Origin of the sequence: Paenibacillus sp. 11B, assembly GCF_030487755.1 — a bacterium.
GTDB classification, from domain to species: domain Bacteria; phylum Bacillota; class Bacilli; order Paenibacillales; family Paenibacillaceae; genus Paenibacillus; species Paenibacillus vandeheii.
Map to the genome: position 1 here is coordinate 1,190,466 of NZ_JAUKNS010000001.1, position 21,532 is coordinate 1,211,997.

15 protein-coding genes and 2 tRNA genes are annotated in these 21,532 nt (G+C 48.5%); 1 reads left to right on the forward strand and 16 read right to left on the reverse strand.

Annotation, left to right across the window (positions count from 1 at the left end; translation table 11 throughout):
• Window positions 1-158 precede the first annotated feature (158 nt).
• The 16 genes from Q0V21_RS05290 to pyrR form a co-directional block, all read right to left on the reverse strand.
• Window positions 159-359 (reverse strand): hypothetical protein, encoded by a 201-nt coding sequence (locus Q0V21_RS05290; RefSeq protein ID WP_079349590.1) that lies wholly within the window; start codon window positions 357-359, stop codon window positions 159-161.
• A gap of 354 nt (window positions 360-713) precedes the next feature.
• Window positions 714-787: transfer RNA gene (locus tag Q0V21_RS05295), tRNA-Ile, on the reverse strand.
• Between the two features lie 56 nt (window positions 788-843).
• Window positions 844-917: transfer RNA gene (locus Q0V21_RS05300), tRNA-Met, on the reverse strand.
• A gap of 71 nt (window positions 918-988) precedes the next feature.
• Window positions 989-1,153, reverse strand: coding sequence for a hypothetical protein (locus Q0V21_RS05305; protein WP_167666091.1), 165 nt, complete (start codon window positions 1,151-1,153; stop codon window positions 989-991).
• A 131-nt stretch (window positions 1,154-1,284) separates the two neighbouring features.
• A complete protein-coding gene (locus tag Q0V21_RS05310) occupies window positions 1,285-2,736 on the reverse strand; it encodes an ABC transporter substrate-binding protein (RefSeq protein WP_301877889.1) in 1,452 nt (483 codons plus the stop codon).
• Between the two features lie 21 nt (window positions 2,737-2,757).
• Window positions 2,758-3,621 (reverse strand): ABC transporter ATP-binding protein, encoded by an 864-nt coding sequence (locus Q0V21_RS05315; RefSeq protein ID WP_024631213.1) that lies wholly within the window; start codon window positions 3,619-3,621, stop codon window positions 2,758-2,760.
• A gap of 1 nt (window position 3,622) precedes the next feature.
• The gene (locus Q0V21_RS05320; protein ID WP_301877890.1) at window positions 3,623-6,529 is read right to left on the reverse strand and encodes an ABC transporter permease; all 2,907 of its coding nucleotides are present in this window, start codon (window positions 6,527-6,529) and stop codon (window positions 3,623-3,625) included.
• A complete protein-coding gene (locus Q0V21_RS05325) occupies window positions 6,529-7,650 on the reverse strand; it encodes an efflux RND transporter periplasmic adaptor subunit (protein WP_301877892.1) in 1,122 nt (373 codons plus the stop codon). Before Q0V21_RS05325 ends, Q0V21_RS05320 begins: the two co-directional genes overlap by 1 nt.
• Window positions 7,613-8,551 carry an ABC transporter ATP-binding protein gene (locus Q0V21_RS05330; RefSeq protein WP_301877895.1) on the reverse strand — a complete coding sequence of 313 codons (939 nt, stop codon included), beginning with the start codon at window positions 8,549-8,551 and terminating at the stop codon, window positions 7,613-7,615. The genes Q0V21_RS05325 and Q0V21_RS05330 overlap by 38 nt, the downstream gene beginning before the upstream one ends.
• 271 nt (window positions 8,552-8,822) lie before the next feature.
• Entirely contained in the window at window positions 8,823-9,464 is a 642-nt protein-coding gene (gene pyrE / locus Q0V21_RS05335) for an orotate phosphoribosyltransferase (RefSeq protein ID WP_301877896.1), read from the reverse strand.
• A complete protein-coding gene (gene pyrF / locus Q0V21_RS05340) occupies window positions 9,461-10,201 on the reverse strand; it encodes an orotidine-5'-phosphate decarboxylase (RefSeq protein ID WP_301877897.1) in 741 nt (246 codons plus the stop codon). The genes pyrE and pyrF overlap by 4 nt, the downstream gene beginning before the upstream one ends.
• A gap of 111 nt (window positions 10,202-10,312) precedes the next feature.
• Window positions 10,313-13,531 (reverse strand): carbamoyl-phosphate synthase large subunit, encoded by a 3,219-nt coding sequence (gene carB, locus Q0V21_RS05345; RefSeq protein ID WP_024631219.1) that lies wholly within the window; start codon window positions 13,529-13,531, stop codon window positions 10,313-10,315.
• Between the two features lies 1 nt (window position 13,532).
• Window positions 13,533-14,675, reverse strand: coding sequence for a glutamine-hydrolyzing carbamoyl-phosphate synthase small subunit (carA, locus tag Q0V21_RS05350; RefSeq protein WP_024631220.1), 1,143 nt, complete (start codon window positions 14,673-14,675; stop codon window positions 13,533-13,535).
• A gap of 397 nt (window positions 14,676-15,072) precedes the next feature.
• Window positions 15,073-16,377, reverse strand: coding sequence for a dihydroorotase (locus tag Q0V21_RS05355; RefSeq protein ID WP_301877898.1), 1,305 nt, complete (start codon window positions 16,375-16,377; stop codon window positions 15,073-15,075).
• A 123-nt stretch (window positions 16,378-16,500) separates the two neighbouring features.
• A complete protein-coding gene (locus Q0V21_RS05360) occupies window positions 16,501-17,412 on the reverse strand; it encodes an aspartate carbamoyltransferase catalytic subunit (protein WP_301878419.1) in 912 nt (303 codons plus the stop codon).
• Window positions 17,412-17,975 carry a bifunctional pyr operon transcriptional regulator/uracil phosphoribosyltransferase PyrR gene (pyrR, locus tag Q0V21_RS05365; protein WP_024631223.1) on the reverse strand — a complete coding sequence of 188 codons (564 nt, stop codon included), beginning with the start codon at window positions 17,973-17,975 and terminating at the stop codon, window positions 17,412-17,414. The genes Q0V21_RS05360 and pyrR overlap by 1 nt, the downstream gene beginning before the upstream one ends.
• Window positions 17,976-18,759: 784 nt before the next feature.
• Here pyrR and Q0V21_RS05370 point away from each other — a divergent pair.
• Window positions 18,760-21,435, forward strand: a complete 2,676-nt coding sequence (locus Q0V21_RS05370) for a YhgE/Pip domain-containing protein (protein ID WP_301877899.1) — start codon at window positions 18,760-18,762, stop codon at window positions 21,433-21,435.
• Window positions 21,436-21,532 lie beyond the last annotated feature (97 nt).

Below are 21,532 nucleotides of genomic sequence, written 5' to 3' on the forward strand. Positions count from 1 at the left end.
GTAACCCTGCTTTCCATTCTAATTTCATAGACCGACCCTTCAATCTCTAACGCATTATAACATAAACTTCGTCTGGTCAAATCAAGGCCAATAGTGTACTCCCCTGTAACGGCAGCGCCTCTCACGTTTAGCTTCAAATCATCTTCTATTAGAATGGCTTAATCAAGATTATGTTCCTTTTTTTCCATTCTCTCTTTTAATAATCGAATCTCCTGCTTCAAGCCCGAGATTTCCTTTCTTAAACCAGATCTTTTTATAGCCAATGAGAACACTGCATATAATATCAAACCAACCAGAGCGATGAAAATAAATATCATCAAAATCCCCACAAAACTCACTGCACTTGCACCGCCGTCCATCGTTTTAATTACACCACCTTTACTGCATATATTTCAAAATTATACCATATATCACTCCATCAGGTTCGTTTACAAATTCGTTAGCACTCGCTTGTCTGCCATAAAAAAAGCTCCGGTAGCCTTATGCTAACAGAGCTTTCTCAAAGTGAATTATTTAAAAATTTTCAGCACTTGAAAATAATCAACTTCCAAAATAAACGTCCAATTTCCCAGCGGGCGGAATCGTCGCCATCCAAACTTCAGCCAACCAGAACGGATGATTAACGTTCATCATCTTAAGCTTTGCAGGTTTTCGTATATATTTCAGTTGTAACAACAGAAAAAAACCCTTGCTCCGCAAGGGTTTTGAGAGAATGGGCCCTACAGGACTCGAACCTGTGACCAATCGGTTATGAGCCGACCGCTCTAACCAACTGAGCTAAGGGCCCTGAACAAAAACGTATAACGTTCAGATGATGGCTGTGAATCATCCAGTAAAACTAAATTGCGGGGGCAGGATTTGAACCTGCGGCCTTCGGGTTATGAGCCCGACGAGCTACCGGGCTGCTCCACCCCGCGTCAGTAAGAAATATTAAAACAGCGACTTAATTAATATACACCATTCCTATGCCATAAGTCAAGGGGTAATGTTAGGGAATGAAACGTACACCATAACGCCCCTTTTTTGAACGATATACTTCCACTTCAGCTGGCTCGTTATGACCGTAAATCCATCCATCCTGCTCCATTCGCTTCGCAAGACACCCTGCCTGAAATTTGGTTGCATACAATTTGCTGAAATATACCCAGTGCATTCCACTCGTCCTTTCCTGGTGTCATCATTTTTCCCTGCTTTTGTAGAATACCCCAATTCCATAAAAATAGCCGCCAAAGAACTAAATCTCCAGCGGCTACCTCTATGATTTTATTACAAGATCATTTAACCTTATTGAAACGTGGCTTTAGGGTCCTTTTTCAACTTCTCCAGCATTTCGTTTCCTTTGGCTGCCCATTCACCAAGCGCTTCTTTTGGTGTCTTTTTGTTCGCAAGCACTTGATTGAAGTATTCCATGCCCTTGTCGCTTACTTGCCACAGGTTTGGCATTTTTTGATACATTTTATCCAAGTTCGTATTGGTCGGAGGTACAGGTTTCAGCGTATAGAATGCCTGGATGTTGTAATCCAAGCCATCCTTCGGTTTAATGAAGCTCTTCCGGGAAACCATCTCATAACTGCTGCGTGCTTTGATCTTCGCCCAATCTTCACTGTTCATGTACTTGATCAATTCCCATGCATCATCAGGGTTCTGAGCTGAACTATTAATGGCCATGAGGTTGCTCAGATAAATGTTGCCTCCGATTTCAGGAGCTTCCGGATGAACCGGAGGTGTGACAACATCCCAGTCCACCTTCGTAAAGTCTTTCATTTTATCCGCATTTTTATTGGCATCAATCAATTGATTAATATAGCTATAATCTCCAATGACCATCGCTGTTTTGCTGCTCAGGAACAGATCACCCTGAATTGGATTATAACGTCCGCTGTTATCCTGATCCTGCGGTTCGTCTCCTTTAGGGATGACTTTATCTAAGGCAAGCTTGCTTATTGTACTCCATACTTTCTCCCACTGCGGAGAATCGACGGTCATTTTTTCTGCTTTGTCATCAAAAATTTTCAGCTGCAGAGAGTTATAGTACTGTGACATCGTATAGTAAGGAGAACCGCCTTGATAGGTACTGAAAGAGAAACCAAACACATGGTCTTTGCCTTCACCCTTTGTAAGACGGGTACCTAGGTTGAAAATGTCGTCCCAAGTCATATTATCCGTTGGAGGCTCTACGCCTGCTTTCTCAAACATGCCCTTGTTGTAGAATAACGCTGCAGAGGAGAACGTTGGTGTCAAAGCGTAGATACTCTGATCTCCCAAATCCTTGATTCCCTCAAGAACACTCGGCACAATATCCGATGTATCAAACTTGTCTTCCTGCATCAGTGGGTCCAGTTGTTTGACCATGTTTTCCTGAATTAACGACTTGATTGTCGTCGTATCCGCCACGATGACGTCTACCGGGTTATCCCCTGTCATAATTTTTTTCAAGCTCTCCATCGTATCCGGAACGTCCTTCTGCTCTTCCTGATTACCATATCCGTACATGCTGCCCTGGTCTACCGCAGGTACAACTTCAATCGTGATATTCGGATGTGTCAATTCAAAAGCATCGGTAAACTGCTGGCGGAAATAGCTGTCATCCTGGCCCCCCCACATCGTTGCTACACGCAGTACACGCTGCTCGTTTTCCTTGGACTCACTTGCTGTACAACCCGCAAGCAGCGGCAATGCCAGACTAGCTGTAGCCAGCACAGCCAGCACCCGTTTTCCCCAAAACCTGTTCTTCATCTCCCAATTCCCCCTCTAAAATTATCTTGGCGGTGTAATAACAATACGCTCACCGTCAAATTCCAATGTGGCACGATTATCAATGGACAGTGCCTCCAAATACTCCTTGGGCACCTGAAGTCGCCCAGCCCGGTCAATGATGACAAAAGCTTCATGAATATCCGCGGCTCCTGCCTCAGACAAGCCATGTTCGTCATCCAGATTCGGATTGCGTTTCACGAACTCGGTGCTGGTCAAGCCGTCCCGAATCGCCACGATCCGGTCCACCTTGCCAGCGAGGGTTAGATCATGAGTAACAATCACAATCGTGACCCCGAGCTCCTTGTTCATTTTGCGAAAAATGCCCATGATTGTATCACAGGTCTCCGAATCCACCGAACCTGTCGGCTCATCCGCGAGCAGCAGCTTGGGGCGATTCGATAACGAGATGGCAATCGCCACCCGCTGCTGCTCCCCACCGGACAATTGATGCAGTTTGTTATGCATCCGGTCCTTCAGTCCAACCCATTCCAGCAGCTGCATGGCATAGGCGCGATCTCGCTTGCCTCCCAAAATCATGGGTGTTTCCACATTTTCCAGTGCTGTGAGGTATGGAAGCAGGTTACGACCGTTATTTTGCCAAATGAAGCCTACGGTATGACGTTTGTACTCCACCAATTGGGCATCTGTCATTTTCAGCAAATCCCAATCTCCGACAACGGCCGTACCGGCTGTTGGACGGTCAAGTCCTCCCAGAATGTTGAGCAAGGTAGACTTACCACTACCGCTGTTGCCGATAATAGCCATCATTTCACCTTGATTGACAGTCAGATTGAGACCTTGAAGGGCAACGACTTCCACATCGCTGGATTTAAAAATTTTGACAAGTCCTTCGCACTGGATCACGTTACCTCTCCTCTCCCATTTTGACTGCCTGGTGAACCCGCAGCCTGCGGATTTGCCACAGCAGCATTGTCGCTCCAATGATCAGCATGACTACGGTCACGCCATACAGCTGCAGCATGTCTTTCTCTTCAAATACAATTCGGAACGGAGGGACCTGTGCGGACACATTATCTGTGGTTTGCAGGAAGGGCAGGAACAGACGACTGGATACCTGACCAATGCCAATACCGAGAATGATCGAAAGACCCGCCGTGAACACCTGCTCCAGCAGCAACATACCGCTCAATTGCGCCCGGGATAACCCCATCGCCCGCAGAACACCGAACTGTACTACACGCCCGGATAGATTGAAGAACCAGTACAGGATATATCCGATCAGGGAAATAATGACCGACACTAAGAATCCGAGACTCAGTATGCCGAACACTCCGCCCCTTGACGGATGTTTGCCCTGGGATACCAGCTCTGTACGCACATCGCGTACTGACGATAACTCAATGCCTTCCGCTGCAAGCTTCTCCATCAACGGAGCAACTTTGGCATCCGGCTTCATCTTCAGCCAGACCTCATATGGAATCAGAGGCACCTGATCATAGATGTAATCCAGATTCGCAATGAAGAACGGCATTTGATCCGGGTACTGAGCGGGCCAGTAAGGTATAATGCCAAAAACTACAAATTCAATGGCCTGACCCTGTACACCAATGGAGACGAGGTCTCCGGTTTTGAGCTTGAATTTGTCTGCAAATTTGGAAGAGATCAATACGGCCCCTTCATATTTTCCAAGCAAGTCGAGGTACTTATAAGGATGTGCCGGGAACAGATCGTTGCGGAACCAAGCCACTTGAGCAAAATCCACATTGTCGATCCCCACCAGCATTCCCTGTCCACCCGATTTGCCAGAGACAATAATATTGCCTTTCGTTTGCAGCACTCTCGCTGCATGTTCTACCCCATTCAAGCTGCGGAACACTTCAAAAGGTGGCTCGGAATAGATCATCTTCGTGGGTTGTGAACCACCACCCCCACCTGATCCACCTCCGCCGCCATTTCCTCCGCCTCCAGAACCACCACTACCGTTTCCACCACCTTGCTGTCCTCCGCCTGAACCGCCGCTTTGTCCGGAACCCGTTGGCTTAACCTCAGGTGTACCTTCCCATACGGTCTGCATAATAACATCGGAACCATATCGGTATAACGTGCGCTCGGTCGAGTTCAGATCAATGGTACGAGCCGCTGCCGAGTTATACACACCAAGTCCGAGTGTCAATACAAGCAGGATCATCAAAGGATAGTAAGAAGACGATGAACGCGAAAGCTGTGTCAGTGTCAGATACAATGGAACCGGGAGAAACTTGCGCCCGATCAGCTGAATGAGCTTCAAAATCCACGGGAACAACCGTAAGAAGAACAGTCCCAGTGCAAAGATGGCGAGTGCCGGAACAAAGAACAAAAACGGCTGTACCTGAAGCTGATCTGTCGTCATTCCAGTCTGGAACGTCAACATTTGCCGTTCATAGAACAAGTAATATCCATACCCCGCAAGCCCCAGCAACGCAATATCCAGAAACCAGCGCTGCCATACCGGCGCACGATCCGTACGTGCCTGTCGGCGTTTGGCCGATACAATCGTCGCCCGCGCATAGGTTATTGCCGGAATAAGCGAGGCTATGATTGCCACCAACACGGCGATAAGGCCAAGCAGGATCGCTTCTTTCGATATTCCGATCGGAATGGATTTTCGATCCACGAACGACAGGAATCCGCTGGCAGAACCGATGCTTTTCGCCATAAACCATCCAAGAAACGGTCCGATGACAAGAGCAATCGCGCCCAGGAATATACCTTCAAGCAGATAAAGAGAGAAGATCTGCCGGGCAGAAGCTCCACGACTGCGCAGAACTGCGATGTCACTTTCCTGCTTCTGTAACGACTGTCTGGCATTCATGGCTATAAAATAAAAGACCATCGCAATCATCGGTGCAGCCAGCGTGAACAGCATGGTCTGCAATTGCAGACTCTGACTGCGGAATTGTTTCAACAGATCCCCGAAGGTGATGTCCACTTTCGTATCCTTCAACCGCTGATACAGGTCGATATCCAGCCTTTCCAGCACAGAGGTCAGTCCCGAGAGCTGGCTCGTTTGAATCTCTTTCAGATCAAATGCATAATACCAACGTGAATTCTGAAGAGGGATACCTTTTTCCTTCAGTAAAACATCATTAAATACCGATTCATCTACATATAGTCCGTTCATCATACCGTCAAATCCCTGCACCCAGTAAGGGCTGCTAGGATCATCCGCTTTGAAAGAACCTGTAATCTTCACACGCAACGTAATATCAAGACCGCTGTAAATCGGATATTCCAGCACATCTCCGATATGAAGATCATTACGATACATGCCCTCTTCCAGCATGACCGCTTCAATAATATCGTCCTTGACCTGGTTGCCCGGCTTCACTCCCGCAGAATAATTAACCTGTGCATCCAGACCTGTCATCGTGCCCAGGCTCATGCTGCGGACCCGGCTGGCATCCACTTTAGTAGGATCTTCCGGGTTCACCTCTGTGCTGCGGATGGAACGGGAGTTCACATACGTATGAAAAGGAAAACCAATGTCACGAGGCACATCCTCGCGAATATATCGATCCACCTCTTCCAGACCACGTGTGTCAGTCTTCACACCACCAGGTGCCTGATAACTCATGAGCAACGAACCGGCTGGCAGTCCCTCACTGTTGTCCTGCAGTGTCTGGGCCACGACCCGCTTCAGCGCACCATCGGCATACATTGGAATACTAACGGTGAACGCAACCGCCACAATTAGTCCGATCAGTGTGCTGAACGTCATCCAGCGAGTGTTCCACATTTTGCGGAACAGCAGTCGAAGCAATGGCAGCCCCATTAGCGGCCCACTACTTTCTGTCCAACGGTCAGACCTTTTAGAATTTCCACATCCGTAGATGTCTGCTGTCCGACTTCCACGTCCACTTCACGCTTGCTTCCATCACTCTCCACCACTTGCACATACGTTCTTGAACCGATGGAGCGCAAAGCGGATACAGGAATAACAATCGCGTTCTCTGTACGTTGGGTGACAATGGATACCGTTAGAGGTGTACCGCGTTCAACACCCTTGGGCATTTTCGCCAGCGAAACAATAACATATTGATCCAGGCTTTCTTTCGCCGGAGGCGTTCCGCCTTCTCCCGAACTTCCGCCGCTGCCGCTACCAGTTCCGCTTCCCGATGCTTGGGCAACAGGCATAACTTTAACTTTGCCAGCCACTTTGCCTGCACCATTAATGTCTACATCCGCCTTCATGCCAGCCGAGAACTTTTCGAGATCTTCTTTGGCAAACGTAGCTGCGACAACCAGATTGGATGTATCTGCTATGGTTGCAATCGGGTCATAGGCTTTGACAGCCGCACCTTTCTCCACCTGCACGGCAATAATTGTTCCGCCGAACGGAGCGGTCAAAGTGGCTTTACCTAATTGATCCTCCAGATCAGCCAGTTCCTGACGAAGTTCTTCAAAGGCAATCGTGGACTCTTCGAACTCCACCGGGTCCATCTCATCCCGCTTGCGAAGCGTTTCCTTCATCTGGACTTCCGATTTGCGAATCTGCAGGTTTTTGGCCCGGATCTCCTTCTCCACACTCTCTACATCAAGAACTGCGAGAAGTTGACCTTTCTTCACTTTATCCCCTGGTTTTACATTCAACTCTTTGACATGCATACCGTCCAGCGTAAAATATACCTTTTCTTCCCGCTGGCTCATCATCTTGCCACTTCCGCTTACTTTCTTCTCCAGCGTCTCCGTCCGAACTTCATACTCCGGCTTCTTGGAGATCGTTGGTGGTGTAATTGGCGGAAGCACTTCTTCCTCTGTTTCTGCCGGCAGCAAAGAGCAGCCGGACATCGTTGCAGCCACTATCGCACTAAGCACAATAAGCGCTGCGCGTTTCCCCCTCTTCGGAGCGGCCCCTTTACTTGATAAATCTGCCGTCCGCCATTTCATAAACATGGTCCGCAACCTCCAAAATCGTAGGATCGTGTGTAGTCATACAGATCGTTACTTGTTCAACTTCAATAATATTGCGAAATACAGCCATCACCTGTGCTCCCATTTTGGAATCGAGTTCAGCTGTCGGCTCATCCGCGAGCAATAATCTCGGTCTGTGGGCTATCGCCTTGGCGATAGCAACCCGCTGCTGTTCTCCCCCGGACATCTCGAATGGACGGTGCTTGACCCGTTTGGTTAGTCCAACCAGATCCAGACAATGACCTACCCGGTCCTTCCATTCCGAACGCGGCACGTCCGCCATGCGGAGCGACAGCTCTACATTTTCCCAGGCAGACAACAAGGGCATCAACGCATACGCCTGAAAAATAAAACCAATTTCCCTGCGTCGCAAAGCGGTCCGCCGCCGGTCTCCCCAATCCTGAAGAGGCTGGCCGGAGAACAGGATGTCTCCACTTGAAGGCTGATCCAGCCCGCCCAGCATATTGAGCAGCGTGGTTTTCCCTGAGCCAGATCTCCCTTTCAACATCACCAGCTGTTGCGGGTTCACTTCCATATCAATGCCTTTGAGCACATGAATAATGCGGCTTCCCGTCTGAAAGCTGCGATGAACATTGCGAACCTCCAGCACGGGCCCATCATATGGAGGCAATAGATCCTTCTTGGAAGACTGGGAGTTCACTTCAGGTTCAGCTGCTGCAGCCGCAACCTCCTCCTGGCTTGTATCACTGGTTATGTCGTGCGAGTCGATGGATGGGTTCTGTGGTTCACTTATGTATGCCGATTCCTCCTGCCCAACGGGTTCCTGCTGCTCCGTTGGTTCGACTGCGCTGTCCTCGCCTGACTGACTCTTGGCAGGTCTGATTTTGGAAAATAACTTCTTCATGCCAGCAATCACGCTCATCCTTTCTTCATATCCCGTTTACTTCATCAAGACACTAAAAATAGAAATCTATTCCATACTACACTGCATTATAAACGACGGATCACAACTAAAAGTTACAAGCTTTTTACAACGTTCCAGTGAAAAAGTTAATATTTTGATGAACAAACCAAAAAAGCACCCCAAAGTACGGGATGCCTCTTGAATATTCGATGAATTTGCCTCTATGGCGGCAATCATTACAATTTTGATACCGTTCACAAGCAAACCGTTCAATCCACTGTGAATGATATTATTTTCCAAATGAAGAAGGATCTTCACGCCAGGATTTGAGCAGTGCAAAATCACTCTCCTGGATCGTGCCCTCAGCCAACGCCACATCCATCAAAGCAGTGTAGTTGGACAGGGTTTGCAGCGGGATTTCCGCTTCTTCAAAAGCCTTAATGCCTTTGTCCAGCTGGTAGCTGAAAATGGCCAATACTGCAAGGGGAGTCGCCCCGGCTACACGTACCGCTTCTGCCGCTTTGATTGAACTGCCCCCTGTCGAGATCAGGTCTTCAATAACAACAACCTTTTGTCCCTCGGTGATCAGACCTTCAATCAGGTTCTCTTTGCCATGTCCTTTGGCTTTATCACGAATGTAAGCCATCGGCAGATTCAGCTTTTGCGCAACCCAGGCAGCATGCGGGATACCTGCGGTTGCAGTACCTGCGATGACTTCTGCATCGGGATATTGATCACGAATGATCGCAGCAAAGGCTTCAGCAATGTCGTTGCGAATCTCGGGATAAGACATCGTTAAGCGGTTATCACAATAGATTGGTGATTTGATGCCGGATGTCCAGGTGAATGGCTGCTGCGGACGCAGCGCCACCGCTTTAATTTTTAACAGTTGGGAAGCAATATGGTTAGGAATCTCGTTAAGTTCGATCATGCATTCAACATCTCCTTCAAAATGGTTTCTGCCGCTTCACGCGGATGGGGAGCGCCCGTAATTGGTCTGCCTACAACGATGTAATGACTGCCTCTGGCAATGGCTTCACCGGGCGTCAGGACACGAGTCTGGTCTCCCAGGCCACTTCCTGCTGGACGAATGCCTGGTGTGACCGTGTGAAAATCACTGCCACAGGCTGCGCGGATCGCAGGTACTTCCAGCGGGGAAGCAACAACACCATCAAGACCTGCCTCATGGGCCAGTTCTGCATAACGGACTACCGCTGCCTCAACACTTCCCTGGATGCCGATCTCGGAATTCATCGTTTCCTGACTTGTACTGGTCAGCTGAGTAACTGCAATAATCTCAGGTTTACGTAGGGATGGATCAGCAGCCAGAGCCGCCTCTGCCCCTTCACGGGCAGCACGCATCATGCTTTTACCTCCAGCTGCATGCACATTGAACATATCCACACCCAGACGAGTTATGCTTTCAGCACCCCCACGAACCGTGTTTGGAATATCATGCATCTTCACATCAAGGAATACCGAGTATCCCTTCGACTTTAATTCCCTAATGAAGTCCGGGCCAGCGGCGTAAAAGAGCTGCATGCCCACCTTCAGATAACAGGGAATGCCTTCGAGGGCCTTTACCAATTCCTGAGCCTGCTCCGCTCCGGGATAATCGAGTGCCACCATCAGACGGCCAGCCATTTCGTTGAAATTCGGGTGATTCATTTACCAGCGCTCCTTCCAAAAGCTTCATTTTTCCGTTTTTGCCCGATATAAAGGACATCCCGCCAGCCCGAAGGCTGACTGATGTCCTTGATCAGTGACAAATCGTCTTATTTATTGTACAAGAGCTGGCATAGCCTCAGAGGAGAAGTTGATCGTTTGCAGCATGATCAACAGGGCACGGATGGTATCCAGTGAAGTCATACATACAATGCCGTTCTCTACCGCCTCACGACGAATACGGAATCCGTCACGCTGCGGAGTTTTGCCTTTGGTTAGCGTGTTGAACACAAAGTTTGCTTCGCCGCTGCGAATCATATCGAGAATGTTTGGTGAACCTTCACTCAATTTGTTCACCGTCGTCACCGGAATGTTCGCTGCTTCGAGCGCAGCTGCCGTGCCTCCAGTAGCCATGATTTTGTATCCCAGTCTATAGAAACCTTCAAGCAGTGGAACAGCTTCCTCTTTGTCTTTATCCGCTACCGTTACCACGATTGCTCCGGTGGCCGGGATCTTCATGCCTGCACCGATGAGACCTTTGAACAACGCTTTGGCGTAATTCGGGTCACGCCCCATAACCTCACCTGTGGATTTCATCTCAGGTCCAAGCGTTGGCTCCACACGACGCAGCTTCGCGAAGGAGAAGACCGGAACTTTTACCGAAACATGATCCGACTCAGGCCACAGACCGTCTACATAACCGAGGTCTTTCAGCTTCACGCCCAGAATGGCTTGTGTTGCCAGGTTCGCCATCGGAATGTTGGTTACTTTGCTCAGGAAAGGAACTGTACGGGATGAACGCGGGTTCACCTCAATGATGTACACTTGGCCATCATGGATAACAAACTGGATATTAACCAAACCGATCGTTTTCAATTCTTTTGCAATCTTGATTGTAATCTCTACAATTTTCTCTTTCAGATCCTGGGACAGGTGCTGTGGCGGATATACCGCGATGGAGTCACCAGAGTGAACCCCTGCGCGCTCGATATGCTCCATGATACCCGGAATCAATACCGTTTCACCATCACAGATCGCGTCAACCTCAACCTCTTTACCCATCATGTAGCGGTCAATCAGAACCGGATGCTCCGGATTGATTTTAACCGCCTGTTCCATATATGTCAGCAATTCGGCATCGGAGTATACAATCTCCATCGCACGACCGCCGAGTACGTAGGAAGGACGAACCAGTACCGGGTAACCCAGGCTTTGAGCCGTTTCAACTGCATCATCTACCGAAATGACTGTTTTACCTTTTGGTTGTGCAATTTCCAGACGGGAGAGCAGACGCTCGAACTTCTTGCGATCCTCTGCCTCGTCAATGTTTTCCAGATCTGTTCCGAGAATTGTCACCCCAGCGGCACGCAGTGGTGCTGCCAGGTTAATTGCCGTTTGACCACCAAACTGTACGATAACACCTACAGGCTGTTCCTGTTCGATAACGTTCATTACATCTTCGAAGAACAGGGGTTCAAAGTACAATCGATCCGATGTATTAAAGTCGGTAGACACCGTCTCCGGGTTATTATTGATGATAACTGCTTCATAGCCTGCTTTTTGCAGAGCCCATACTGCGTGTACTGTCGAGTAGTCGAACTCAATCCCTTGACCGATCCGGATTGGACCGGAACCAAGTACGACGACTTTTTTCTTATCTGAAGGAATGACTTCATTCTCAGTTTCGTAAGTGGAGTAGTAATATGGCGTTGTTGCTTCAAATTCAGCTGCGCACGTATCTACCATTTTGTAGACTGGGCGAAGGTTTTCCTCTTCACGGCGTGCTCTGACTTCAGCTTCTTTTGTCAACGTACCTCCTGGCTGTCCTTCAGCACGCAATTCAGCAATGGCACGGTCAGTGAAGCCCAGACGCTTCGCTTGATACAAGGTTTCGGAAGACAATTCGGATTCCTCTCGAATGCGATCTTCGAAGCCGACCAGCCCTTCGAGTTTATCCAGGAACCACCAATCAATTTTCGTCAGATCCTGAAGCTGTTGTAAGGTATACCCTCTGCGGAAGGCTTCAGCGATGAGGAAGATACGCTCATCGTCGGCTTTGACCAGACGCTCGTTCAGCGTTTCTTCATCAAGTGTTTCGGCATCTTTCAGATACAGACGGTGTACGCCGATTTCCAGGGAACGAACCGCTTTGTGAATCGACTCTTCGAATGTCCGGCCAATCGCCATAACTTCGCCTGTCGCTTTCATCTGTGTACCCAGTTTGCGGTTCGCCGAGATAAACTTGTCGAACGGCCAGCGTGGGATTTTGCTCACGATATAGTCCAGTGTTGGCTCAAAGCATGCATATGTTTGGCCCGTTACCGGGTTCACGATTTCGTCCAGTGTGTAACCCATGGCAATTTTGGCAGCCATCTTGGCAATCGGATAACCCGTTGCTTTGGAAGCCAGTGCCGAAGAGCGGCTTACCCGTGGGTTAACTTCGATAACATAGTATTGGAAGCTGTGCGGATCAAGTGCAAACTGTACGTTACAACCACCTTCGATGTTGAGGGCACGGATGATTTTCAGGGAAGCTGAGCGCAGCATTTGATATTCACGGTCAGACAGCGTTTGGCTTGGTGCCACAACGATACTGTCACCGGTATGAACACCTACCGGGTCAAAGTTTTCCATGTTGCAGACGACGATACAGTTATCGTTTTTGTCCCGCATAACCTCGTACTCGACTTCTTTCATACCTGCAATGCTCTTCTCAACCAAACATTGACCGATCGGGCTGTAACGAATACCTGCTACGACTGTCTCGCGCAGTTCTTCTTCGTTGGCACAGATCCCGCCGCCTGTTCCGCCAAGCGTGTAGGCTGGACGAACGATGATTGGATAACCAATCTCATTGGCAAAATCAAGTGATTCCTCAAGTGTTGTTACAATTACACTCTCAGGTACAGGCTGTTCCAGTTCACGCATCAGATCACGGAACAGATCACGGTCTTCCGCTTTCTCAATGGATGTGAGCTGTGTTCCGAGCAATTTGACATTCTCACGTTCAAGGACGCCGGCACGTGCCAGTTCCACCGCCATGTTCAGACCCGTTTGACCACCAAGAGTTGGCAGCAAACCGTCTGGACGTTCCTGACGAATAATTTGCGTTACAAAATCAAGTGTAATGGGCTCAATGTATACTTTGTCAGCCATGTTGGTATCTGTCATAATCGTAGCCGGGTTGCTGTTGATGAGTACAACTTCCACGCCTTCTTCTTTCAGTGCCTGGCATGCTTGTGTACCGGCATAGTCAAACTCGGCCGCTTGACCGATGACGATTGGACCTGAACCAATCACCAGGATTTTTTTGAGATCTTTGTTAATCGGCATGTTATTGTGCTCCTTTCACTGCGGCTGCCAATACGGCTTGACGCGGCTGTTGCGGGTGAGTAATCTTGTGCTCCCGAATCATCTCGATAAAGCGGTCGAACAGATAGCTGTTATCATACGGTCCTGGCGCTGCTTCCGGGTGGTACTGAACGGAAAACGCCGGGAATGTTTTATGTTTCAGACCTTCAATGGTCTTATCGTTATTGTTGATATGTGTCACTTCAAGCTCCGTATTTTTCACGGATTCTTCGTTTACGGTGTAACCGTGGTTCTGAGATGTGATGAAGCAACGTCCGCTCTCCAGTTCTTTAACCGGGTGGTTTCCACCGCGGTGACCAAACTTGAGTTTCTCTGTATCGGCTCCTGCCGCCAGTGCGAACAGTTGGTGACCCAGGCAGATTCCGAAGATCGGATATTCACCGAGCAGTTCACTGATCATTTTAACCGCGTGAGGTACGTCTTTCGGGTCTCCAGGGCCGTTGGACAGCTGAATTCCATCCGGGTTCATGCGGCGGATTTCGTCCGCTGTTACATCATGCGGAACTACGACAACGTCACAGTTCCGTTTGCTGAGTTCACGCAAAATCCCTGTTTTTGCACCGTAGTCAACCAATACAATGCGTTCAGCCGTTCCCGGGCTGTTGTAGACATGCTGAGTAGAAGTCATAGGAACTTGGTTACGCAGTTCAGCGATGCTGGTGTCTTCCATCATCTCCAGCAACTCTTCCACAGGTTTCGATCCTGTTGTGAGAATTCCTTTCATTGTACCGTGGTGACGAATCCGGCGAGTCAGCATCCGTGTATCAATTTCGCTGATCCCTACGATGCCATACTCTTTAAGCAAATCGTCTACGCTGTATTCCGCACGCCAGTTGCTTGGCGTTGGCTCATGACGGCGTACCACAAAACCGTGTACGAACGGACGAATCGACTCGAAGTCGTCACGCGTAATGCCGTAGTTACCAATCAGTGGATACGTCATGGTTACGATTTGACCACAATAAGAAGGATCCGAAAGCACTTCTTGATAGCCTGTAATTCCCGTATTAAAAACGACCTCACCTGTTGTTTCACCTTCAGCACCGAATGCTTTCCCGGTGAACAGTGTGCCGTCTTCCAACAATAATCTTGCCTGTGCCTGCATCCCATTTCACTCCTCTGTGTTTATCAACGTTGAATACTTTGAGTTGAACATGGGGGACGTTACGTTTGGTGCGGCTCCGTTGGCAGAAAACCCTTTGATCGCTGTTATCCCCGGATTACTTTGATCCCATTCTTCAAATGGTGTAATCCGGTGATAAAGGCGAACGCTTTGCTTCTTCGGGTTCTTTCTGCCCACTCCACAGTTACGTTGGTGTCCATGTTCAAAAGCATTATTCAACTTTTCTTTGTTTCGTATATTGAACTCTCGGCATGATCTGCCTCGAGTTAGTCGTAAAGATGTTAATGGTGTATAGGTTGTAGATTAAGAGTTATTAAGAGTTATTAAGAGTTATTAAGAGCTTTTTGATGTAAAGTTTATTGATTTACTAAGTACTGATTTATTGTTGGACCGTGTTGTTCCACACGCTTTTGCCGTCCACCCATGTCTGTACTGGCCAGCCTTTCAGCTTCCAGCCTGTGAATGGTGTGTTTCTTCCTTTGGTAGCAAAAGCTGCCGGATCAACCACTTGTTCCTGATTCAGATCAATCATGGTGATGTCCGCAGGTGCTCCCTCTTCCAGCTTACCAGTATCCAGTCGGAATACCCGTGCCGGGTCAGCTGTCATGCGTTTGACGAGGAAGTCCAGGCTCCAGAGCCCTGTTTCCACAAACTTCGTGTACAGCAGCGGGAAGGCTGTTTCGAATCCGACGATACCGAACGGTGCCAGCTCCATGCCTTTTGCCTTCTCTTCTTCGCTGTGCGGCGCGTGATCGGTAACGATCATGTCCAGCGTTCCGTCCAGCAAACCTTCGATACAAGCCTGCACATCGCGTGGTGAGCGAAGAGGCGGGTTCATCTTCCAGTTGGCATCCATGCCCGGGATATCTTCATCGGACAATACCAGATGGTGCGGACATACCTCAGCAGTGACTTTAATGCCGATGGACTTCGCCAGACGAATCAGGCGAACCGATTGTTCCGTACTTACGTGGCAGACATGGTAGTGAACTCCCGTTGCTTCTGCAAGCAGGATATCACGGCCTACGTGGATAGCCTCGGATTCATTTGGGATACCTTTGATACCGTGACGCTTCGAAAACTCGCCTTCCGTCACATATCCACCGACTACCAATGAGTCGTCTTCGCAGTGAGCGATGACTGGCATATCCATGCTTGCTGCAAGGCTCATGGCATCTTTCATCATTTGAGCGTTTTGTACGCCTACACCATCATCCGTGAATCCAATCGCGCCCGCTTCTTTCAATGCGGCAAAATCCGTAAGTTCACGTCCAAGCTCGTTTTTCGTAATAGCTGCATAAGGCAGCACTTTAACCAGGTCGGCTTCTTTGGCTTTATCCAAAACCAACTTAACGACATCCGCATTGTCGGTTACCGGTCTTGTGTTTGGCATGCAGGCAATCGTTGTAAAACCGCCTTGCGCTGCCGAACGGGCACCTGTTTCGATCGTCTCTTTATGCTCGAATCCAGGTTCACGCAGATGCACGTGCATATCAATCAAACCGGGGATAACCAGTTTGCCTGAAGCATCGGTGACGTTATGCGCTGATTGCTCTGCTGTCAGTACCGCTTCATCTTCCACTCCAGCGATCTTTTGAATTTTTCCTTCATCTATAATGATCGTTTTCCGTTCAAGTTCCCCTTGTTGATTCAAGATGTTCGCGTTTTTTATAATCTGTAGCATAATTGCCCTCCGCTTCGATTCTGTCCGACTTGCCAGACAAGCCGGATGATTTTTATCGTGAACCCTCACATTGCTCTATAAGAACTTCCGTCCCGTCAGCCTATGACCCACAGCCAGACCCTGTTACAGTTTCATCGCGCGTTCCATGACCGCCATGCGGATCGGAACACCGTTAGTCATCTGCGGGAAGATCCGCGATGCTGCGCTCTCCACTACCGCGTCATCTACCTCGACATTGCGGTTCACAGGAGCAGGGTGCATGATAATGGTACTTGGTTTCAGGCGTGACGCCCGTTCTTCCGTCAATCCATAGTGTTCGCGATAATCCTCAGCCGAAGTAATCAGGCCGTGTTTATGACGTTCCAGTTGAACTCTTAGCATCATGACTACATCCGCATCGAGTGCTTCTTCCAGACCAACATAAGGCGCGTGTTCTGCGAGCTCCGGTGCCTGCATCGTTTGCGGCGAACAGAAGCGCACATCCGCACCAAACTTTTGCAGTGCCCACAGATTGGAGCGGGCTACCCGGCTGTGCAGGATGTCTCCGATGATCGACACACGCAAACCTTTCAGTTCACCAAATGCCTTCCGCATCGTGTAGAGATCCAGCAGCGCTTGTGTAGGATGCTCGTTATTCCCATCTCCGGCATTCACCAGTGGAACATTTACTTTCTGAGCCAGTTGTTGTAAAACACCCGATGGTTTCAAGCGGATTACCCCAGCGTCAATGCCCATGGACTCCAGTGTGCGTACCGTATCATAGATGGATTCACCTTTCTCCACACTTGATGCAGCCGCCGTGAAGTTCAGCACTTGTGCACCCAGACGTTTCTCAGCCATCTCAAACGAGAAGCGAGTGCGCGTGCTGTTCTCGAAGAACATGTTGGCTACAAAGTGCGATTCCAGTACTGGAACCAGCTTCTCCTTCTGGGCTTCCCAGTGTGCTGCTCTGTTCAGAATGGATTCGATCTCATCACGACTAAGTTCCTTAAGGCCAAGCAAGCTCCGGTCCTTCAATGCAGGTTGTGTAATCATCATGCCTGTTCCCCCCGGTTCTGAATGATTTTGACCTCGTCCGTTCCGTCCGTTTCGATGAGTGCAACCTCGATCTCCTCTGATTTGGAAGTCGGTACATTCTTGCCGATAAAATCAGGTCGAATCGGAAGTTCCCGGTGTCCACGATCCGCGAGAACTGCCAGCTGAATGTTCTGTGGTCTTCCACAGTCCATCAGGGCATCCATCGCTGCGCGAATCGTCCGTCCGGTATAGAGCACATCATCGAACAAAATCACTTTTTTGTTATGAATCGAAAGTGATTCAGGGGTCATCGTCAACAGTTCCTTGCGATTCGCTTTATTTTCATCCAAGCGATCATCGCGATAAGGGGTCACATCGAGCTCTCCCCAAGGGATCGGTGTACCTTCGATTTCTTCAATCTTGGCGGCAATCCGTTCTGCTAGGTATACACCCCGTGTTCGAATACCGATCAGTACACAGCCCTCAATGCCTTTGTTTTTTTCCAAAATCTCATGGGCAATCCGTGTTAATGCGCGGCGGATCGCGGTTTCATCCATAATGACATGTGTCTCTGTGCTCATGCGTTCAGCCTCCTCAGGATTTACCTTTCAGATCATGGCCCCGTGACGAGGAGAACAAAAAAGACTCCTTGCCGTGTTTATTGGCAAGGAGTCTCCGAACTTCAGACCGCTCTGAAGAAAGTTTACTCTCGGGATGCATCGCTTCATTTGCCGCAGCAAAAAAACGATGTATCGTTCACGTTACCTTGCCAGTCTCACGGGACTGATTTAAAGGTGCTATTCATGTCGTTCATATTGCAGGACCTCACAGGGTTCTGTATTCAATATGTCCGTTTATCTTCATGAATTATGACAGAAAGACAACTCCCTGTCAACACCTCAACATCACAGGCGAAATTCCTCTACTGTATTCCTATTAGAATCAGCAGTTCGGCTGAAAAACATCCAAACACATCACATCTCATTCGTTATTCATAATTATACAATAAAACTGTATATTTATCCATAAGAAATTAAGGAGAATATTACCGCCAAAATAATCCTCCGACTATTTTCAACGTGGAGACAGAGCCCTCCCTTTTAAAACATTCGGTGAGTTTAGCCTTAACTGCCTTAAGTTTTAATAACATATTTAATGTAATCCATATCTTCAAATTCTAGAGTTCAACGTCCAGAAACACGGAATACATAAAGGCTCTGCATTAGTACGCTGTGAAATGGGTAAAGTTTATAAACATGAAACAATTCATTGAAGCTGCAATAAAGCCGATATACATAAGGATTTACAAATATGCGACATAGAAATAAGATAAGATCTACATTTATTTACATTTAGGAGGAAGTTATGCGTCACATTTGGCACATTTACAAAACAGACTGGTTACATATTTTGAAGGTTCCCACAGGTATATTTCTAATTGTGGCTATTATTTTACTGCCGGGAGTGTATGACTGGGTTAACGTAAAATCTGTCTGGGACCCGTACAGTAACACCCAAGGGATCAAAATTGCGGTGACAACCGAGGACAAAGGTGCGACTGTTGCGGGAACCAGCGTCAATATCGGGGACGAACTGGTATCCAGCCTGAAACAGAATGAAAAACTGGGATGGACTTTTGTCAATCAGGCTGAGGCTGAACGGGGTGTGCAAACCGGAGAGTATTATGCAAGCCTACTCGTTCCCGAGGACTTTTCATCCAAAATTACAGGCATTGTTGACGGGAAGCTGGAGCGCCCAGAGGTAATCTATACCGTTAATGAGAAGGTTAATGCCATTGCTCCAAAAATCACAGGCTCCGGTGTATCTGCGATAACAACACAAATCAATGAAAATTTTACTGAAGCCGTCAGTCAGGCTGTTCTAACCAAGTTGAAGGAAGCCGGAGTTGAAATCAATGCCCAGCTTCCAACTTTGCGCAAGATGGAGAATGGCATTTTCACGCTGGAGAAAAATCTTCCGGCTATACAGTCCGCAGGTCAAAAGGTACTGGAAGTGGAAAAAGCCATGCCTGGTATTGTCAAAGATGCTCAAAAGATCGTCGAAATCGAAAAAAAACTGCCCGAAATTAATGAAGCCGCACAGTATGTGCTCAAGGTGCAGGAGTATTGGCCACAAATTAATGATGCGGCATCCGAGGTGTTGGCTATTCAGGGACGGATTCCCGATATTCAAAAAGCCGTAGAACGTATTCGGGAAGTGGATGCAAACTTTGGTCAGGTATCAGGTGTGATTCAAACGGCCCTGGACAAAACCGACAAAGCTCTGTCTATCGTAACCGCCGCAGAGCAAGATCTGGACAAAGTATCCCAAATCGCTGGTAACGGGATTGAGCTGGCCGAAGGCTTGAATAAGTTTGTAGATTCCAGTGAAGAAGCGTTTCAGGCTATAGGCCCGGCGATCCGGCAAAACCTGCTGCTGGTGCAGCAAATCGCAAACGCTGCAGGAGATGTATTTGGGCAACTGCAAAATACGGATCTTAACAAGCTGCCGACACCAGAAGATCTGGACCGGATCGCTGCCCGCTTGGGGATTGCGGTAAAACTCGTTGACAGTATGGCGGAATTACTCAGCAAAATCAACAATTTGCTTCCTAGCCATCCACTGAGCGATAAAATAACGCAACTGAACACCATTTCTGATAAACTTCAGCTGCAAATCCGCCTGGCTGGGATCATCAGTGATGCGATGCGTCGCAATACAACTCCGCCTGCAGACGTCATCGCTCAGTTAAATGCCCTCTCCAAGGACATTAGCAGCGGCATTGGCAATATCCTGAACACCTACGATAGCGAAATATCACCTGCACTTGCGGCTGGTGCGGATAAACTCAGGTCTATCCTCTCCACTTCAGCAGATGCACTACAGGGGGCCAGAGATCGAATTCCGGATATTAAGGACATTCTTGCGTCAGCCAAAGAAGGGATTACGTTTGGGCAGACCGAGTTGACGAAAATCCAGAGCGAACTGCCTCAGATACAATCTAAGATCCATGAAATATCGGAGACACTCGCGAACAAAAGTGAAGGCTTTATCCAAGCTTTGAACACGGTGTCTTCATTAATTCGGAACGATCTGCCCAAGCTGGGAATCAAGCTGAACGAAGCAGCTGATTTTGTTCGGAACGATCTGCCTAATGCCGAGAAACAGATCGGCAAGGCATCCGATTTTGTACAGAACCAGCTGCCAGAGGTCGAAAAAGGAGTACATCGTGTTGCCACGCTTGTACGTGATGACCTGCCCGCATTGGAAAGTGCTATCAGCAAGGCTGCAGACAAGCTTAGGGAAGTGGAAGGCAATAACCAGTTTGCCGAACTCGCCAAGCTTTTGCGCGGAGACATTGAAGAAGAAAGTGCTTTCCTTGCAAGTCCAGTACAAATCAAGGAACAGCAGCTTTACCCGATTCCGAATTATGGATCGGCCATGTCACCATTTTATGGCGTGCTGTCCTTGTGGGTCGGTTCAACGCTGCTGATTTCCCTGCTTCGTGCCGAAGCTGAAAATCCAGAAGGCAAGTTCAGGGGATATGAGTTGTATCTCGGACGTCTTGGTACTTTTCTGACCATCGGATTGCTTCAAGCGGTATGTGTCAGCCTGGGAGACATCCTGATTCTCGGAACATACGTCGCAGATAAGCTGTGGTTTGTCCTGTTTGCCATGCTGGTGAGTGCCGTGTTTGTCACCATAACGTACACCCTGCTGTCCGTTTTTGGGAATATCGGCAAAGGGATCGCCATCATCTTCATGGTGTTCCAGTTCTCCAGCTCGGGCGGTACATTCCCGATCAGCATGACATCGCCCTTTTTCCAGGCATTGAATCCGTTCATGCCCTTCACGTATGCGATCAGTCTGCTGCGTGAGTCGGTCGGCGGCATCTTGTGGTCGACGGCCATCAAGGATATTCTGTGGTTATGCATGTTCATCGCACTGAGTCTCATTGTTGCCCTCGCTTTGAAACGTCCACTCAGCAGTCTCACCAAACGTTCAGCCGAGAATGCCAAGAAGACCAAAATTATTGCTTAAATCGTCCGAGCGACCCTCTGTGTCATGAATGCAGAGGGTCTTTTGTTTTTAAACCAACCTGCACATACCGAATGAATCATGCTCAAAGAGACAAGAC

Coding starts and splice junctions, on each gene's coding strand:
- Q0V21_RS05290 (WP_079349590.1), bottom strand. CDS start 359: ATGGACGGCGGTGCAAGTGCAGTGAGTTTTGTGGGGATTTTGATGATA.
- Q0V21_RS05305 (WP_167666091.1), bottom strand. CDS start 1,153: ATGCACTGGGTATATTTCAGCAAATTGTATGCAACCAAATTTCAGGCA.
- Q0V21_RS05310 (WP_301877889.1), bottom strand. CDS start 2,736: ATGAAGAACAGGTTTTGGGGAAAACGGGTGCTGGCTGTGCTGGCTACA.
- Q0V21_RS05320 (WP_301877890.1), bottom strand. CDS start 6,529: ATGGGGCTGCCATTGCTTCGACTGCTGTTCCGCAAAATGTGGAACACT.
- Q0V21_RS05325 (WP_301877892.1), bottom strand. CDS start 7,650: ATGTTTATGAAATGGCGGACGGCAGATTTATCAAGTAAAGGGGCCGCT.
- Q0V21_RS05330 (WP_301877895.1), bottom strand. CDS start 8,551: ATGAGCGTGATTGCTGGCATGAAGAAGTTATTTTCCAAAATCAGACCT.
- pyrE (WP_301877896.1), bottom strand. CDS start 9,464: ATGATCGAACTTAACGAGATTCCTAACCATATTGCTTCCCAACTGTTA.
- pyrF (WP_301877897.1), bottom strand. CDS start 10,201: ATGAATCACCCGAATTTCAACGAAATGGCTGGCCGTCTGATGGTGGCA.
- carB (WP_024631219.1), bottom strand. CDS start 13,531: ATGCCGATTAACAAAGATCTCAAAAAAATCCTGGTGATTGGTTCAGGT.
- carA (WP_024631220.1), bottom strand. CDS start 14,675: ATGCAGGCACAGGCAAGATTATTGTTGGAAGACGGCACACTGTTCACC.
- Q0V21_RS05355 (WP_301877898.1), bottom strand. CDS start 16,377: ATGCTACAGATTATAAAAAACGCGAACATCTTGAATCAACAAGGGGAA.
- Q0V21_RS05360 (WP_301878419.1), bottom strand. CDS start 17,412: ATGATTACACAACCTGCATTGAAGGACCGGAGCTTGCTTGGCCTTAAG.
- pyrR (WP_024631223.1), bottom strand. CDS start 17,975: ATGAGCACAGAGACACATGTCATTATGGATGAAACCGCGATCCGCCGC.
- Q0V21_RS05370 (WP_301877899.1), top strand. CDS start 18,760: ATGCGTCACATTTGGCACATTTACAAAACAGACTGGTTACATATTTTG.